Annotated in this window: 14 protein-coding genes; 10 read left to right on the forward strand and 4 right to left on the reverse strand. The window is 67.1% G+C overall.

What is annotated here, in order from left to right; all coding sequences use genetic code 11:
- Positions 1-4 precede the first annotated feature (4 nt).
- From ATF69_RS00040 to ATF69_RS00050, 3 genes are all read left to right on the forward strand, one after another.
- Positions 5-1,795 carry a diguanylate cyclase gene (locus ATF69_RS00040; RefSeq protein WP_056748118.1) on the forward strand — a complete coding sequence of 597 codons (1,791 nt, stop codon included), beginning with the start codon at positions 5-7 and terminating at the stop codon, positions 1,793-1,795.
- Positions 1,792-3,588: a diguanylate cyclase gene (locus tag ATF69_RS00045; protein ID WP_146869501.1), complete on the forward strand. Its 1,797-nt coding sequence runs from the start codon at positions 1,792-1,794 to the stop codon at positions 3,586-3,588. Before ATF69_RS00040 ends, ATF69_RS00045 begins: the two co-directional genes overlap by 4 nt.
- Before the next feature lie 130 nt (positions 3,589-3,718).
- On the forward strand, positions 3,719-5,206 hold the full coding sequence (locus tag ATF69_RS00050) for an FAD-binding oxidoreductase (protein ID WP_146869502.1): 1,488 nt from the start codon (positions 3,719-3,721) through the stop codon (positions 5,204-5,206).
- A 44-nt stretch (positions 5,207-5,250) separates the two neighbouring features.
- On the opposite strand, the gene ATF69_RS00055 is transcribed toward ATF69_RS00050, so the two are convergent.
- The 3 genes from ATF69_RS00055 to ATF69_RS00065 all read right to left on the reverse strand — a co-directional run bounded on the left by ATF69_RS00055 (position 5,251) and on the right by ATF69_RS00065 (position 8,474).
- Positions 5,251-6,576, reverse strand: a complete 1,326-nt coding sequence (locus tag ATF69_RS00055) for a diguanylate cyclase domain-containing protein (protein ID WP_146869503.1) — start codon at positions 6,574-6,576, stop codon at positions 5,251-5,253.
- A gap of 169 nt (positions 6,577-6,745) precedes the next feature.
- Entirely contained in the window at positions 6,746-7,639 is an 894-nt protein-coding gene (locus tag ATF69_RS00060) for a MipA/OmpV family protein (protein ID WP_121942313.1), read from the reverse strand.
- Between the two features lie 10 nt (positions 7,640-7,649).
- Positions 7,650-8,474, reverse strand: coding sequence for an undecaprenyl-diphosphate phosphatase (locus ATF69_RS00065; protein ID WP_056067100.1), 825 nt, complete (start codon positions 8,472-8,474; stop codon positions 7,650-7,652).
- A gap of 217 nt (positions 8,475-8,691) precedes the next feature.
- On the opposite strand from ATF69_RS00065, the gene ATF69_RS00070 reads away from it, so the two are divergent.
- The 7 genes from ATF69_RS00070 to ATF69_RS00100 are packed head-to-tail and all read left to right on the forward strand — an operon-like array spanning position 8,692 to position 13,461.
- The gene (locus tag ATF69_RS00070) at positions 8,692-9,102 is read left to right on the forward strand and encodes a DUF2306 domain-containing protein (RefSeq protein ID WP_056067036.1); all 411 of its coding nucleotides are present in this window, start codon (positions 8,692-8,694) and stop codon (positions 9,100-9,102) included.
- 40 nt (positions 9,103-9,142) lie between these two features.
- Complete coding sequence (locus ATF69_RS00075; protein ID WP_056067033.1) at positions 9,143-9,712, forward strand: DUF6622 family protein; 570 nt, start codon at positions 9,143-9,145, stop codon at positions 9,710-9,712.
- A 36-nt stretch (positions 9,713-9,748) separates the two neighbouring features.
- A complete protein-coding gene (locus tag ATF69_RS00080; RefSeq protein WP_108499812.1) occupies positions 9,749-10,042 on the forward strand; it encodes a 2TM domain-containing protein in 294 nt (97 codons plus the stop codon).
- A 37-nt stretch (positions 10,043-10,079) separates the two neighbouring features.
- Entirely contained in the window at positions 10,080-11,156 is a 1,077-nt protein-coding gene (locus ATF69_RS00085; protein WP_425291755.1) for an alpha/beta hydrolase family protein, read from the forward strand.
- Between the two features lie 57 nt (positions 11,157-11,213).
- On the forward strand, positions 11,214-11,504 hold the full coding sequence (locus ATF69_RS00090; RefSeq protein ID WP_056748347.1) for a 2TM domain-containing protein: 291 nt from the start codon (positions 11,214-11,216) through the stop codon (positions 11,502-11,504).
- Complete coding sequence (locus ATF69_RS00095; RefSeq protein ID WP_056748135.1) at positions 11,501-12,589, forward strand: sensor histidine kinase; 1,089 nt, start codon at positions 11,501-11,503, stop codon at positions 12,587-12,589. Before ATF69_RS00090 ends, ATF69_RS00095 begins: the two co-directional genes overlap by 4 nt.
- Complete coding sequence (locus tag ATF69_RS00100; protein WP_146869504.1) at positions 12,586-13,461, forward strand: LytR/AlgR family response regulator transcription factor; 876 nt, start codon at positions 12,586-12,588, stop codon at positions 13,459-13,461. Before ATF69_RS00095 ends, ATF69_RS00100 begins: the two co-directional genes overlap by 4 nt.
- A gap of 16 nt (positions 13,462-13,477) precedes the next feature.
- Here ATF69_RS00100 and ATF69_RS00105 read toward each other — a convergent pair whose 3' ends face one another.
- Entirely contained in the window at positions 13,478-14,908 is a 1,431-nt protein-coding gene (locus ATF69_RS00105; protein WP_056748349.1) for an efflux transporter outer membrane subunit, read from the reverse strand.
- Between the last annotated feature and the right edge of the window lie 5 nt (positions 14,909-14,913).

The raw sequence follows: 14,913 nt of genomic DNA on the forward strand, positions 1-14,913 counted from the left end.
GACGATGCATCGCAACGCACTGCTCCCCAGTCGGCCGACACCCTGGCACCCCCTGCTGTGGCTGCTGGTGCTGGCAATGTGGCAGGTACTGGCCCTGCCCACTGCGCGGGCCGCTGAACCCGGCCCGCTCGTGCTGCCAGCCGATGCCCGCCCGGTGAACGTGTGGTCGGTGGCCACGTTGCTGGCCGACCCATCTTTGCAATGGGGCGTGCAAGACGCACTGGAACGCTTGCCTGACTTTGCAGAGCCCCCCAGCCGTGGCGGCAGCCTGGGTGTGCGCAAGGAGGCCATCTGGCTGCGCGTGCCGCTGATGTCGCGCGTGGCGTCGGGCAATGAATGGATCGTGAACATCGATTTTGCGGTGCTCAACGAAGTCGACATCTACCTGACCCAGCAAGGCCGTCTGACTCAACACGCCGCGCTGGGCAACCTGCGCCCCTATTCCGAGCGCCCGCTGCGGGGCCGCACCCCAGCGATGACGCTGGACCTGGCAGCCGACACTCCCTATGAACTGCTGATCCGCGTGCAGACCTCGGGCGCGATGATCGTGCCCATCACCCTGAGCAAGGCGCCCTACCTGGTGCACCGGTCGCTGCGGGAGCAGATGTTCCAGGGCGTGCTGGCCGGGCTGGCCCTGTGCCTGGTGGTCTACAGCTTCACCCAGTGGGTCAGCCAGCGCGAAAAGCTGTTTCTCTACTACTGCATGCTGGTGGTGGGCAGTGCCGGGTTCTCGCTGCAGTTCTTCGGCGTTGGCACCCAATTCCTCTGGAGCGACCGGCTCTGGATCGAAGTCCACGCAGCTGGGGCGGCGGGGCTGCTGGCCATTGCGGGCTCGTTCCTGTTCATGGGCCATGCGCTGATGGGCCACATGCCACACAGCCGGTTCCTGAGGGTGATGCAGGCGGGGGCAGCGCTGAGCCTGGTGCTGCTCGTGGCCTTCCTGGTCGATCTGATCAACACCCGGACCACCACCGCCATCATCAGCGTCCTGGGCCCCCTACCCTCTCTCATCAGCCTGCCCATCGCCGTAGCGCGGGCACGCCGGGGGGACTCCGTCAGCACCACGTTGCTCGCGGCCTGGGTTGCGTACTTCACGGCGGCCGTGACCATGGTGTGCCTGGTGCAAGGCCTGCTGCCGGTCAATTTCTGGACGCTGCACTCCTTCCAGCTCGGCGCAGCGGCTGACATGCTGCTGTTCCTGCGGGTGCTGGGTCAACGCTCTGCCGCCTTGCGCCACGCGGCCTCTGAAGCGCTGCGCGAGCGCGACACCATGCGCTCGCTGGCCTACACCGACTCACTGACCGGGCTGTGCAACCGCCGCGGCATGCAAATGGCGCTGCAATCGGCGCTGGCGCAGGCCAGCCCCCAACGGCTGGTAGCGCTCTACCTGATGGACCTGGACGGTTTCAAACCGGTCAACGACACCTACGGCCACGATGTGGGCGACGACCTGCTGGTGGCGGTGGGCCACCGGCTGGAGGCCAATGTGCGACAGCACACCGACCTGGTGGCAAGGCTGGGCGGGGACGAATTCATTGTCATGGCGCGCGAACTGGCCACCCCCGAACAAGCCCAGGAACTGGGGCGGGCCTTGCTGCATGCATTTGAAAAGCCATTCCGGCTGAGCCACCTCTCCATCCAGGTGGGCCTGACCATCGGCTACGCGCTGGCACCGCTGGACAGTGACGATGCACAGCACCTGGTCCGGCTCGCGGATGCAGCCATGTATGCAGGCAAGGAGAGTGGCAAACACTGCATCCGCCGCAACCCGGGCGAACTGGCGCTGGCCTCATGACGTACACGCGCTTGAGTGGGTTTGTGCATCGCCCGGTTCTTGCCAGCTGGTGGCGAGTGGCCTGCCTGCTGTCGGCACTGTGTCTTCTGCTGGCAGCCCTACCGACCAGTGCGCGGGCAGCCCCTCTCGAACTGCGGGATGACCTGCTTTCCATCGAGGCCTGGCCCGCCGTCACTGTGCTGCCAGACCCCTCCGGCACCCTGCTCGTGAATGATGTCCTTGCGGAGTTGTCACGCTTTCAGGCCCCACCCGGCACCAGCGGTACCCTGGGCGTGCGGGCCGAGCCGGTGTGGGTGCGCATCCCGGTCACCGTGCCCGTTTCATCCAGCGGCCTGTGGGTGCTGGACATCGACTACCCCGTGCTGCAACGCATCGAGGTGTACCTGGCTGCAGACGGCCATGTGACCCAGCAGGCCACGCTGGGCAGCATGCAGCCTTACACCCAGCGCCCGCTGCGCAGCCGCACCCATGCACTGCCCCTGGCCATGTTGCCCGGACACACCTACGACCTGCTGCTGCGCGTGGAGACCCGGGGTGCAATGGTGCTGCCCATCACACTGAACAAGCCCACCACCTGGCACAGCAAGGCTCTGAACGAGCAGATGCTGCAAGGCATCCTTACTGGGCTGGCGCTGTGCCTGCTGATCTACAGCCTGGCGCAGTGGCTCAATCTGCGCGACGTGCTGTTCATACAGTACGCACTGCTCATTGCGGGGAGCCTGCTGTTTTCGCTGCACCTGTTCGGCCTGGGCACGCAGTACCTGTGGCGCGATATGCCATGGGTGGAGTTGCATGCAGCCAGTCTGGCTGCGCTCACGGCCACCTGCGGCTCCTTTCTCTTCATCAGCCAGGCCTTGGCGGGTGACAGGCCCCGCAGCTGGCTGCTGCGCAGCATGCGTGGCGGCGCAGTGCTGTGCGTGGTGCTGGCTGCTCTGTATGCACTTGACCTGCTCAGCACCCGCGCAGTGACAGGCATCGTCAGCATCCTGGGGCTGGTGCCAGCGCTCATGGGCATTCCGGGGGCGGTGCGCCGCGCAAGGCTGGGCGACCCGGTGGGCTCCACCCTGCTGCTCGCCTGGCTGTTGTATTTTTTGGCCACCGCCACGGTCATTGGCGTGATCCAGGGTTGGGTGCCGGTGAACTTCTGGACCTTGCACTCGTTCCAGTTTGGCGCCACGCTGGACATGCTGCTTTTCATGCGTGTGCTGGGCTTGCGCACCAAGGCGCTGCGGTTGGAGGCGCTGGACGCCAACCGCGAGCGCGACGTGATGCGCTCACTCGCCCACACCGATCCGCTCACCGGCCTGCCCAACCGGCGCGGGCTCAATATCTCACTCGCATCGGCCCTGTCGCGCTGTAGCGCAGAAAAAATGCTGGCTGTGTACGTGATGGACCTCGACGGATTCAAGCCCGTCAACGATCAGCATGGCCACGACGTGGGCGACGAGCTGCTCGTGGCCGTGACCCGGCGCCTGCAAGGCCATGTGCGCCAAAGTGACCTGGTGGCTCGCCTGGGTGGCGACGAGTTCGTGGTGATGGCTGGACAGCTGCACAGCCTGCAGCAGGCGCAAGAGCTGGGCCACAAACTGCTGGATGCATTCCGCTCACCGTTTTCACTGAACAACGTGCAGGTGGAGATCGGTCTGACCATTGGGTATGCCATCGCGCCGCACGACAGCACCGACGCCATTGGCCTGCTCAAGCTGGCCGATGCCGCCATGTACAGCGGCAAACAGGGCGGCAAGTTCTGCCTGCGGCGCAACACGGGCGACCTCGCGCTGTCCTCGTCCTGAGATCGTTTTCACGATCCAGAGGTGGCTGCCCAGCAGCGGGCTGAAAGACACGCCTGCCATTTCCCTCTGGTCAAAGCGCTCCTGCTCCGGTACACCCGGGGCTTCGCAACTTCCTGAAGGATCGCTCGCCATGGCCCATCGCAAAAGTTCGGCCCGTCTCGCCAAAGACGCACGCGTCGCGCACTTTTTATCTTTGGCGGAAAAACAGTCGGCGTTGAGCGCTGCGCAGGCCAGCACGCCGGTGCTCACATGGGAGGCGGTGGCCGCTCTGGAGGCGCGCATCGTAGGGCGCATCGTGCTGCCCTCCAGCCCCGACTACAACGCAGCGCGGCAGGAGTCAAACCCCGCCTTCCAGTCGTATCCGGAGATCATCGTCTTCTGCGCCTGCGAGAACGATGTGCTGGAGTGCCTGGCCGTAGCCCGCACCTATGGCGTGTGGGTGGCCGTGCGTTGTGGTGGCCACAGCACTGCGGGCTACTCGGTCAACAGCGGCATGGTGGTGGACCTGAGCGACTTGCAGGGCGTGGTGCTGGACCCTGCACGCGAACGCGTGCACGTGCTGCCGGGCACCGACTTCGACCACTTTAACGGCGCCATGAACCACACCGGCTGGCACGTGCCCACGGGCGCCTGTGGCAGCGTGTGCGTGGGGGGCTTTGTACAAGGTGGCGGCTACGGCTACACATCGCGCGCGTTCGGCATCCAGAGTGACCTGGTCGATTCCTTCCGTGTGGCGCTGGCCGACGGCACCATCGTCACCGCCAGCGCGCAGGAGCATTCCGACCTTTACTGGGCCCTGCGCGGCGGCACGGGCGGCAACTTTGGCGTGGTGCTGCAGGTGACCTACCGCATGCAGCGGCTGGACCAGGTCTGGGCCTGGGCCATCAGCTGGGACGCCATGCACGCGGCCCAGGTGCTCACGCTGATGCAGGCCGGCTACATGAAGACCGGTGCGCCCGACGCATTGGGCTACATGATGAACCTGGGCTTCCAGAACGGTGTGCCGGTGTACATGGTGCAGGGCATGTTCTGCGGCAGCCGCGAGGACGGGCTGGCAGCCATTGCACCGCTGATGGCCATCCCCAGCGCGCAGCTGCTGGTGGACAAGACCGGCACCTATCCGGACATGAACGTGTGGCTGGAAGACCACCCCTACACCCTGCCCGACAACCTGCCGGACGGGATCGCCGAAACCAAGGCCAGCGGATACATCAACACCCAGCTCTCGCCCGCCGACTGGCAGCGCATCATCGACTACTTCAAGACGTCACCCAACCCCTGGTCGTTGGCCTATCTGGAGCCCTATGGCGGCGCCATCAACCGCTACCCGGTGGCCGACAGCGCCTTTGTGCATCGCAATGTCGACGCCGACCTGGTGGTGGATGTGTTCTGGCGCAACCCGGCGGAGCGCGCCCAGATGGAAGCCTGGCTCGACGGCTTTATGCAGCTCGTGCGGCCCTTCCTGAACGGCCACGTGTACCAGAACTACCCGGATGCGCGGCTGGCCGACTTTGCCTCCGCCTACTGGGGCCCGGCCTACCCGCAGCTTCAGCGGATCAAGGCGGCCTACGACCCCGGCAACTTCTTCCACTTCCAGCAAAGCATCCGGCTGCCGTGATGCCGTGCCCCTGCTCTGCGGGGGCTCCGAGGGAGGAAAAGGGCTCAGGCTGTCAACGCGTAATGCAGACGGCCCTTACCCGCCCGTTTGGCAGCGTACATGGCCTGGTCGGCACGGTTCATCAGCGCGTCGATGTCTCCCTCCAGCGGAGGGTACACCGCCACACCAATGCTGGCGCCAATGCGCAGCTCGCGCCCGTCCACCGTCATGCCCTGCTGCAGGGCGTCGATGATGCGGTGGCCGATGGTGTCGGTCACTTCGCGGGTCACCTCATGGTCCAGCATCACCAGAAACTCATCACCGCCCAGCCGCGCCATGGTGTCACCCGCGCGCACCGTGCTGGCGATGCGCTGGGCCACGATGCGCAGCACCTCGTCGCCCGCGCGGTGGCCTTCGGCGTCATTCACGTGCTTGAAACCGTCCAGGTCAATGAACAACAGCGCCACCGACCCCTCGGTGTGCCGCGCATGCAGCAGCGACTGCTCCAGCCGCCCCTGGAACGCGGCCCGGTTGAGCAGCCCGGTCAGTGAGTCGTGGTTGGCCAGGTAGTGCTGCTGCCGCGCGATCTGGATCTTGGCGGAAACATCCTGAACCAGCGCCATGATGGAGGTCACCTGGCCGTCTGCGTCGGTCAGGGCAGAGTTGAACCACTCGCAGTGCACCTCTGTGCCATCGCTGCGCACAAAACAGGTTTCGGCCCGGTTCTGGGACTCCTGGCCGGACTGCAGCCGCTGCAGCGCCTGCTGCAGGCTGTCGTCCATCGAGGCAGGTGCCAGCAGGTCCGTCAGCAGCCGCCCTTCCAGTCCCGCCACATGCAGCCATCCCAGCAGCTGCACCGCGCGCTGCGAGCAATGCAGCAGCTGCAGCTGGTGGTCCATCTCCACCACGGCCAGGGGGCTGTTCTCCATGTGGGAAGACAGGCGCTGGTTGGCAGCGCGCAGCGCATTCATGGTGACCTGCAGCTCGTGCACGTCCAGCGCCGTGGTGATGAAACCGTCAATCGCGCCTTGCGGGTTGTGCCAGGGCGTCAGGCAGATGGTGCGCCACTCGTCAAAGCCGTAGGGCGTGCGCAGCATGCGCTGGTACTGCACCCGCTCGCCGTTGAGCACGCGGTTCACAAACGGCATGAACCGGGCGCAGTCCTGCTCGCCATAGACCTCCACCAGTGTCTTGCCGACCAGCTCCTCCGGCACCGTGCCGAACCAGCGCGCGTATTCGTCGTTCACATAGATCATCGACAGGCTGCGGTCGATCACAGCCATGGTGGCGCCTGCGCTGCGAGTGATTACATCAAGCAGGTCCGCCTTGGACCACACCTTTTGGCGGGCGGTCTCCAGGTGCGAGGACAACTCAGGCGCTTCTGGCGTCATGCGGCAATACCCCAGTGGGGGAAAGGATCAGCGGAGGGGCAGCTTCACACACCACGACAGGGTGATGGCACGGGGTGCGGCCGCCTGGGCGTAACTGTCTGTGAGCGGCAGCTTAGCACTTTCGCCAGGCACAACCGCTCCCGTTGAACCCTTGCTACAGCGGATGCGCCTAGCGGCAGCACCGGTAGGCCAGCCCCACGGAGACCGAATAGCCCACCGGCTGCACGGTCAACGGGCTGCGGCGCGCATCGCCCTGCAGCTGCGACACGCGGGCCGCGCCCAGCACCACCCAGTGCCGGTTGAGCGCCGTCATCACCTCCACCCCGGCATCTACGCTGTACAGCCCGCCGCGTGGCTCGAACGCTGGCAAGGGGCTGCTGCCACCGGCCGGCACCCCAAAATGCCCCCGCACGTAGGTGCGGTCCCCAAAGCTCGCGCCCGCCCCGAAGCTGACCTTGGTCTGCTCCGTCACGGGCCAGGTGTAGCCAATGCTGGTAGACCATTGCGCGCCACCGTCGCGGCCCAGGATGTCTTGCGAAACCCCGGCCCCCACGGCCCAGCGGTCCGTGATGGCATAGCCCGCGCTGATCCGTGCCCGCAGGGTGGACCGCACTGACGGCAACCCCACCAGGATGGGGGCATCCGAGCCGTCACGGCCCTTGTCAATGCGCAAGGCTGCACTCAGGCTGAAGCGGTCGCTTTGCGCCAGCGTGGCGCTGGCGCCGGACTCGCGGGGCCCCAGGCCGTGGCCCATGAAGGCGCTGCCGCGCGAAGTGCTCAGGCGAAACCGGCCGTACTCGATGGCCCAAGCTGGCCGCAGGCTGTTCTTGCGGCCATCGCCCCCGGCGTAGTCGGGGCTGCTGCCCACGATGGCACCAATCGCGTAGTTGAATTTGGGCGCTGCGGCCTGCTGGCTCTCTGCCTTGTCGGACACCGTGGTTTCGGTGCTGGCCGCCTCTGGCAAGCCCTGGGCGCCCACCCAGGGGCTGACCGACAAGCCGGCGAGCGCCAGCGCCCGCAAGGAAATCAAGGGAAAGGAGACCCGACCGGTAGTGAAACGCATGGCCCGATTATCAGTCGGCCCACTGCACCCAGCCGGTCCACGCGGTCACCAGAACGATGACGCCGAACACGATGCGGTAGTAGGCAAACGGCACAAAACTGTGACTGCTGATGTAGCGCAACAACCAGCGCACACACAGCCACGCGCTGAGGAAGGAGAACACCAGCCCCGTGGCAAACAGCGGAATGTCGGCCGCCGACAGCAGCGCGCGCTCTTTGTACAGGCTGTATACCCCGGCGCCAATCAACGTGGGGATGGCCAGGAAGAACGAAAAGTCCGTCGCCGCCTGGCGCGACAGGCCCAGCAGCATGCCTCCGATGATGGTCGCGCCGCTGCGGCTGGTGCCAGGAATCATGGCCAGGCACTGCACGAGGCCGACCTTGATGGCATCGAGCGGCGTCATTGCGTCCACGCTGTGGATGCGGGTGGCCGAGGGCGGCCGCCGCTCGGCCCACAGGATGATGAAGCCACCAATGATGAAGGTGCTGGCCACGACCACCGGTGTGAACAGGTGTGCCTTGATGGCCTTGCCAAACAGCAGCCCCAGCACCACGGCAGGCACGAAGGCGATGAACACGTTGAGCGCAAACCGCTGGGCCTGGCGCTCGGTGGGCAAGGCGACCAGCGTGGAGCGGATCTTGGCCCAGTACACCAGAATCACCGCAAAAATGGCGCCCGTCTGGATGGCAATGTCAAACACCTTGGCCTTGGCATCGTCAAACCCCAGCAGCGACCCGGCCAGGATCAGGTGCCCGGTGGAAGAGATGGGCAAAAACTCCGTCAACCCCTCGACGACCCCCATGATGGCGGCCTTGACCAGCAATACAACGTCCACGCGCACTCCTTGCAAATAGGTGCGGGATTATCCGCCGTGGGCTCCAGCCCCCCTGGCAAAAAGCCCGCCGCGTTGCTTCTGGCGGCCCAATCCGCCCACCACTCACTCCGCGTGGCGGCATTTCACGCCCGGTGGGCTGCATTTCGTCGCAGGGCTGTGGCGCCCTGGGAAGGGCATCGGCACAGTTCGTTCCATCGAACCCGCCAGGAGCCCCGCCATGCAAATCACCCCCGTCATCGCCATCCATCTTGCAGCCGCGCTGGCGGCCGTTGCCATCGGCCCCATTGCCCTGTGGGCCCGCCAAGGGGCCACGCAGCGCCCCCGCCTGCACCGCGCGGCCGGCTACGCCTGGGTCACGCTGATGGTTGCCACCGCCGTGTCAGCCCTCTTCATCACCGGCGGCCCCGGCCCGCGCTGGGGCAGCTTCGGTCTGATTCACCTGCTGATCCCCGTCACCCTGGGCATGCTGGCCATGGCCTTTGTGTTCCTCGCCCGCCGCAACATCGTCGGCCACCGCAAGATGATGCAACGCACCTACATCGGCGCCTGTGTGGTGGCTGGCGGCTTCACGCTGCTGCCCGACCGTTTTCTGGGCCACACGGTCTGGTCCGCACTCGGCCTGATCTGACCCAACCCCTCCATTCATTGTTTACAACAGGACGACCACCATGCTGCTCAACCTCCTTGTCCAACAACCCCAGATGCTGGGTCGCATCATCGAAAACACGCCCTACTGGGTCTGGGCCCTGCTGGCCGGTCTGCTCTGGCTGGGCGGCAGCCAGCTGCTGGCCCGCAACGTGAGCCTGGTGCGGGCCATGGTCATGCCGGTGGCGATGACCGGCCTGTCGGTGTATGGCATCGCCTCGGCCTTTGGCGGCGCTGGCCAGGCCCTGCTGCCGGTGGTCGCCTGGCTGGTGGCCGCCGTGTTCATCGCCAGCGTGGCGCTGTGGCTGCAACCTGCAGCGCCCCAGGGCACGCTGTACGAAAGCAAGTCACGCTGCTTCTACATTCCGGGCAGCGCCATGCCGCTGGCCCTGATCTTGGGCATCTTCCTCACCAAATACCTCGTGGGTGTGGAGCTGGCCCTGCAACCCGCCCTGGCACGCGACAGCGGCTTTGCACTGCAGATCGCTGCGCTGTATGGCGTGTTCAACGGTCTGTTTGCGGCCCGCGCGCTGCGGCTGTGGAAGCTGGTGCAACGCAGCGCCCCCTTGGCCACATCACCCGCCACCGCCTGAGCCTCCCGTAACGATCCCTCAGCACAGGAGCACACCATGCGCAACCACACCTTCACTACCGATCCCCTCGAACGTCTGGCACGCCGCCGTGCCGGGGCCAAAATGGGCTGGTATATCCATGCCAGCGTGTACCTGCTCGTCAATCTGCTGCTGGTCGCACTGTCGGTGGGCAGCGGGCGGCACTGGGCGGTGTTCCCGGCCCTGGGCTGGGGCATCGGCCTGGCCATCCATGGCGTGGTGGTGTTCGTTCTTGCGGGTGGCAGCGACCTGCACGAGCGCATGGTGCAGGCGGAACGCGACCGACTGGCTGCTGCACAAAACCCCCGCTGATCGGCTGATGATGACTCCTCCCAACAAAAACACGGCCATGACAAAAACCTGGATGGCCTGGTGCCTGGCCTTGCTGGCCGCAGCCGTCATCACGGCCAGCCCCGCCCATGCAGGCGTGGGCCTCGCAGAGTTGCCCGGGCAACAGGGCGACGGCCCCGTCACGGTGTTCTATCCGGCACAAGAGGCCGACCAGCCCGTGCAGCGCGGCCCTTTTGGGCTGCAGCTGGCCTGGCAGGGCACACCTGTGGCGGGCAACGGCCGTCTGGTGGTGGTGTCGCACGGCTCGGGCGGCAGCCCCTGGGTGCACACCGACCTGGCCCGTGCGCTGGTGCAGGCCGGCTTTGTGGTGGCCCTGCCCGAGCATGCGGGCGACAACTACAAAGACCACTCCACCCCCGGCCCGGAGAGCTGGAAGCGCCGCCCCGCCGAGGTCTCCCGCGCAGTAGATGCCGTCGCACAGGATGCGCGCCTGGCGCCGCTGCTGGCGCTGGACGAGGTGGGCGTGTTCGGTGGTTCGGCCGGAGGCCACACCGCCCTGGTGTTTGCCGGGGGGCAATGGTCTCCCGCCCGCTTCAAGCAGCACTGCGAGGCCCATCTGGCGGAGGATTTTTCGTCCTGCGTCGGCTTCACCACCCGCCTGCACGGCAACTGGCTGGACGGCATCAAGAAGGCCGTGGCCATCACCATCATCCGCCACCGCTTTGGCGACGAAACGCTGCATGCACACACCGACCCGCGCGTGGCGGCCACGGTGGCCGTGGTGCCGTTTGCGGCCGACTTCGACATGGACAGCCTGACTGCCCCCCGCATCGCGCTGGGGCTCATCACTGCGGGCAAGGACGTCAACCAGATTCCACGCTTTCACAGCAGTGCCGTGCTGGCCGCGTGCCAGGACCGCTGCACGCACATTGCCGACCTCCAGGACGGCAGCCACGGCATCATGCTGTCGCCCATGCCACCGCTGGACCGCATGAACGACCTGACCCGCGCGCTGCTGGGCGACCCGCCCGGTTTTGACCGCAGCGTGCTGCCGCAGGTGGACGCAAGCACCGTGGCATTCTTTGCCAAGCACCTGCAGCCGCTCAAGCCGGTCTCACTCACGCCACGCCCATGACAGCACCCGTGCGGACGCGTTGCTGCGCCCATTGAGCCGCCTAGAATGCAAAGCTCCATGCCCATGACACCCGAAGACCTCGACCAACTCGCCCGCCGCCGCGCCAACGCCAAGCTGGGCTGGTACCTGCATGCGATGGCCTTCGTGCTGGTCAACGCCCTCATCTTTGCCATGTCGCGCTATGCGTTTGGCACACGCCCGTGGTCGGTGTACCCGCTGCTGGGCTGGGGGCTGGGGCTGGTGCTGCATGGGGTGTCGGTGTTTCTGCTGGGCTCCGGCAGCGGCCTGCGCGAGCGCATGGTGCAGCGCGAGCGCGAGGCCCTGCAGCGCCGCCAAGACCGGCCATGAAGCTGCGCCACGAGTTCAACGGGGTCAGCAAGCTGCGGCACTACCTGCAGGTGGTGGCCTTCACACTGGTCGTGGCCACCATCCAGTGCACGTTCATGCCCGACAAGCCCTATGGGCCGCCCGTGGTGTATTCGGTGCTGATCGGCACCTTCACCTGGGCCATCATCGACCTGGGGCGGGAGTTGATACCCTCCGCCGCCGAAACGGGCTGGCCACACGGCTGGCAGGGCATTGCGCTGGTCCTGGTGGGCATCGTCGTGGGTTACCTGGCGGGCACCTTGCTGGCCGACGCGCTGTGCGTGCACTACTTTCACTTCTATCCGCCGGGGGCGTTGATCTCCGGTGCAGACCAGCGCACGTCCATCCTCATCACGGCCATTGCGGGGCTGGTGGGCACGTTCTACTTCTACGCCGTCAACAAGTCGGCCTACTTGGAGAGCAAGATGGCCGAGGCGCGCATGCACGCCAGCGAATCGCGCCTGAAGCTGCTGGAGACCCAGCTGGAACCCCACATGCTGTTCAACACCCTGGCCAACCTGCGCGTGCTCATCGGCACCGACCCGGCCCGGGCGCAGCACATGCTGGACCGCATGATTGCCTACCTGCGCGCCACGCTCAGCGCATCGCGCAGCACCCAGCACCCGCTGGCGCTGGAGTTTGAGCGCCTGCGCGACTATCTGGAGCTGATGGCCGTGCGCATGGGCCCACGCATGGCCTACACACTGGACCTGCCCGACACGCTGCGCGACGTGCCCGTGCCACCGCTGCTGCTGCAGCCGCTGGTGGAAAACGCCATCCGCCACGGGCTGGAGCCCCAGGTGGAAGGCGGCCACATCACCGTGCGTGCCAGCACCCAGGCAAGCCCCCAAGGCCTGTTGCTGGTCATCGAGGTGCAAGACACCGGGGCGGGCCTGCCCGCCACCCTGCCCGTCCCAGGCCCCGGCCAGAGCTTTGGCCTGGCCCAGGTGCGCGAGCGTCTGGCCACGCTGCACGGTGCTGCAGGCGCTCTTGAATTGATAGCAATAGAGCCAAATGGCACTAGCGCTACCGTCACGTTTCCCTTGAAATCTGCCGCCACAACATGACAGACCGAGCCCCGCGTGCCCTGATTGCCGAAGACGAACCGCTGCTGGCCGCTGCCCTGCAGCAAGACCTGGCCCGCGCATGGCCAGAGCTGCAAGTGGTGGCCCTGGTGGGCGACGGCCGCTCGGCGGTGCGGCAGGCGCTGGACGTGCGGCCCGACGTGCTGTTCTTCGACATCCGCATGCCCGGCCAGAGCGGCATCGAGGCGGCCGCCGAACTGGCCGACGCCTGGCCGCATGACCTGCCCTTTCCGGCGCTGGTGTTTGCCACGGCCTACGACCAGTACGCCGTACAGGCGTTTGAAGCGCAGGCGGTGGACTACCTGCTCAAACCCATCCAGGCCGACCGGCTGGCGCGCACCGTGGCCAAGGTGCAGGGCCTGCTGGCCCAGCGTGCCTCAGCCGTTGCAGCAACCGGTGCGCCACCCGCTGCACCTTCGACAGCGTTGTCCTCACCCGAACTCGAAGCCACCATGGCCCAGCTGCGCGCGCTGCTGGGCGCGCCCGGCGTGGGCACTGCACCCGCCGCCGCGCCTGCTACTGCCGTTACGCGGCTGAGCGTGATCCAGGCCAGCCACGGCACGCAGATCCACATGGTGCCGGTGGCGGACGTTGTGTACTTCGAGGCGGCCGACAAGTACGTGCGCGTGCTCACGGCTGAGCGTGAATACCTGATCCGCACCGCGCTCAAGGAGCTGATCGAGCAGCTCGACCCGCAGGAGTTCTGGCAGGTGCACCGCAGCACCCTGGTACGCGCCACGGCCATTGCCACCGTCACGCGCGACGAGGCGGGCAAGCAGCACCTGAGCCTGCGCGGGCGGCCCGAGCGGCTGCCGGTGAGCCGCCTCTACGCGCACCTGTTCAAGGCCATGTAGGGGCCTGACGCGGGCTTCAAGCGGGCGGCAGCGCCTCCCAGCGCCCAGCCACATTCTTCAACAGCGCATTCACTGCCGTCAGGCGGCGGCTCTTCACGTCGATCAGGCTGCGCTGTGACGACAGCACGGTGGTCTGGGCCGCGAGCACATTCAGGTAACCCACGGTGCCCGCACGGTACTGGTTCTCCACCACGTCCAGCGCACGCTGCGCAGCGGCGGTGGCCTCGCGCTGCAGTTGTTCCTCCTGCGCCAGCGCAGCGGCGGCCGTGAGGTTGTCCTCCACCTCCTGCAGCGCGGTCAGCACCGTCTGGCGGTAGGCGGCCGTGACCTGCGCGTGGTTGGCGCGGGCCGTCTCTACGGCGGCACTGCGCGCGCCGCCATCAAAAATCGACGCCGCCAGCGCAGGCCCCAGCGACCAGAACAGGTTGGGCGCGCTGAACAGGTCGGCCAGGGGCGATCCCCTGAAGCCCCCCGCTGCCGACAGCGTGAGCGTGGGGAAATACGCCGCACGCGCCACGCCGATCTGCGCGTTGGCCGCGGCCACGCGGCGTTCTGCAGCGGCAATATCGGGGCGGCGCTGGAGCAGGTCGGACGGCAAGGCCTGGGGCACGTCTGCCGGTGCGGGCAGCGCGGCGGTGGGCTCCAGCGCAAAGGCGGCAGGCGCCTGCCCCAGCAGCGCCGCCAGCGCGTGCTCCAGCTGGCTGCGCGTGGTTTGCGCCTCCAGCAGCTGCACCTGGGTGGATTTGTACTGCGCCTCGGCCTGCGCCACATCGGCGCTGGAGGCCACACCGGCCGCCTGGCGGTTGCGCGTCAGCTCCCAGCTGCGGTCGTAGGCCTTGAGCGTCTCGCCCAGCAGCGCCGCCTGGGCTTCGGCCGCGCGCAGTGAAAAATATGTCTGCGCCACAGCCGCCTGCAGCGACAGGCGCGCAGCAGCCAGGTCGTCGGCACTGGCCTGGGCGCTCGCCTGCGCGGCACTCACCCCGGCGGAGACGCGCCCCCACAGGTCCAGCTCCCAGCTGGCGGTGAGGCCCAGCGAATGGCTGGTGCTGATGCGCGCGGTGCTGCTGCCATCCCCCTGATTGCTCAGCTGCGTGCCGCTGCGCGCGCGGCTGCTGCTGGCATTGGCCCCCACGGTGGGCAAGGCGGCCGCGCCACTGCTGGTCACAGCCGCCTGGGCCGCACGCAGGCGGGCAGCGCTCTGCGCCAGGGTGGGGCTGTGGGCCTCGGCCTGCTGCTGCAGGCGGTCCAGCACGGCGTCGCCGTAAACCGTCCACCAGGTCTCTGGCAAGGCGACGGAGGCCTGCGGCTGCGCGGGCTTCCAGATGCCCTGGGCCTGGGCGGCGGTCTGCTCTTTGTAAGCGGCCGGAATGTCCATGGTGGGCCGCTCGTACGGCGGCGTCTGCGCGCAGCCTGCCAGCCACAGGCCGCTGGCCAGCAACGCAGGCATGGCAG

It is taken from the genome of Acidovorax delafieldii, assembly GCF_007993815.1.
GTDB classification, from domain to species: domain Bacteria; phylum Pseudomonadota; class Gammaproteobacteria; order Burkholderiales; family Burkholderiaceae_C; genus Acidovorax; species Acidovorax delafieldii.

Bases quoted from the DNA above. Each gene is read 5' to 3' on its own strand.
- ATF69_RS00040 (WP_056748118.1), top strand. From the start codon at position 5: ATGCATCGCAACGCACTGCTCCCCAGTCGGCCGACACCCTGGCACCCC.
- ATF69_RS00045 (WP_146869501.1), top strand. From the start codon at position 1,792: ATGACGTACACGCGCTTGAGTGGGTTTGTGCATCGCCCGGTTCTTGCC.
- ATF69_RS00050 (WP_146869502.1), top strand. From the start codon at position 3,719: ATGGCCCATCGCAAAAGTTCGGCCCGTCTCGCCAAAGACGCACGCGTC.
- ATF69_RS00055 (WP_146869503.1), bottom strand. From the start codon at position 6,576: ATGACGCCAGAAGCGCCTGAGTTGTCCTCGCACCTGGAGACCGCCCGC.
- ATF69_RS00060 (WP_121942313.1), bottom strand. From the start codon at position 7,639: ATGCGTTTCACTACCGGTCGGGTCTCCTTTCCCTTGATTTCCTTGCGG.
- ATF69_RS00070 (WP_056067036.1), top strand. From the start codon at position 8,692: ATGCAAATCACCCCCGTCATCGCCATCCATCTTGCAGCCGCGCTGGCG.
- ATF69_RS00075 (WP_056067033.1), top strand. From the start codon at position 9,143: ATGCTGCTCAACCTCCTTGTCCAACAACCCCAGATGCTGGGTCGCATC.
- ATF69_RS00080 (WP_108499812.1), top strand. From the start codon at position 9,749: ATGCGCAACCACACCTTCACTACCGATCCCCTCGAACGTCTGGCACGC.
- ATF69_RS00085 (WP_425291755.1), top strand. From the start codon at position 10,080: ATGACAAAAACCTGGATGGCCTGGTGCCTGGCCTTGCTGGCCGCAGCC.
- ATF69_RS00090 (WP_056748347.1), top strand. From the start codon at position 11,214: ATGCCCATGACACCCGAAGACCTCGACCAACTCGCCCGCCGCCGCGCC.
- ATF69_RS00095 (WP_056748135.1), top strand. From the start codon at position 11,501: ATGAAGCTGCGCCACGAGTTCAACGGGGTCAGCAAGCTGCGGCACTAC.
- ATF69_RS00100 (WP_146869504.1), top strand. From the start codon at position 12,586: ATGACAGACCGAGCCCCGCGTGCCCTGATTGCCGAAGACGAACCGCTG.
- ATF69_RS00105 (WP_056748349.1), bottom strand. From the start codon at position 14,908: ATGCCTGCGTTGCTGGCCAGCGGCCTGTGGCTGGCAGGCTGCGCGCAG.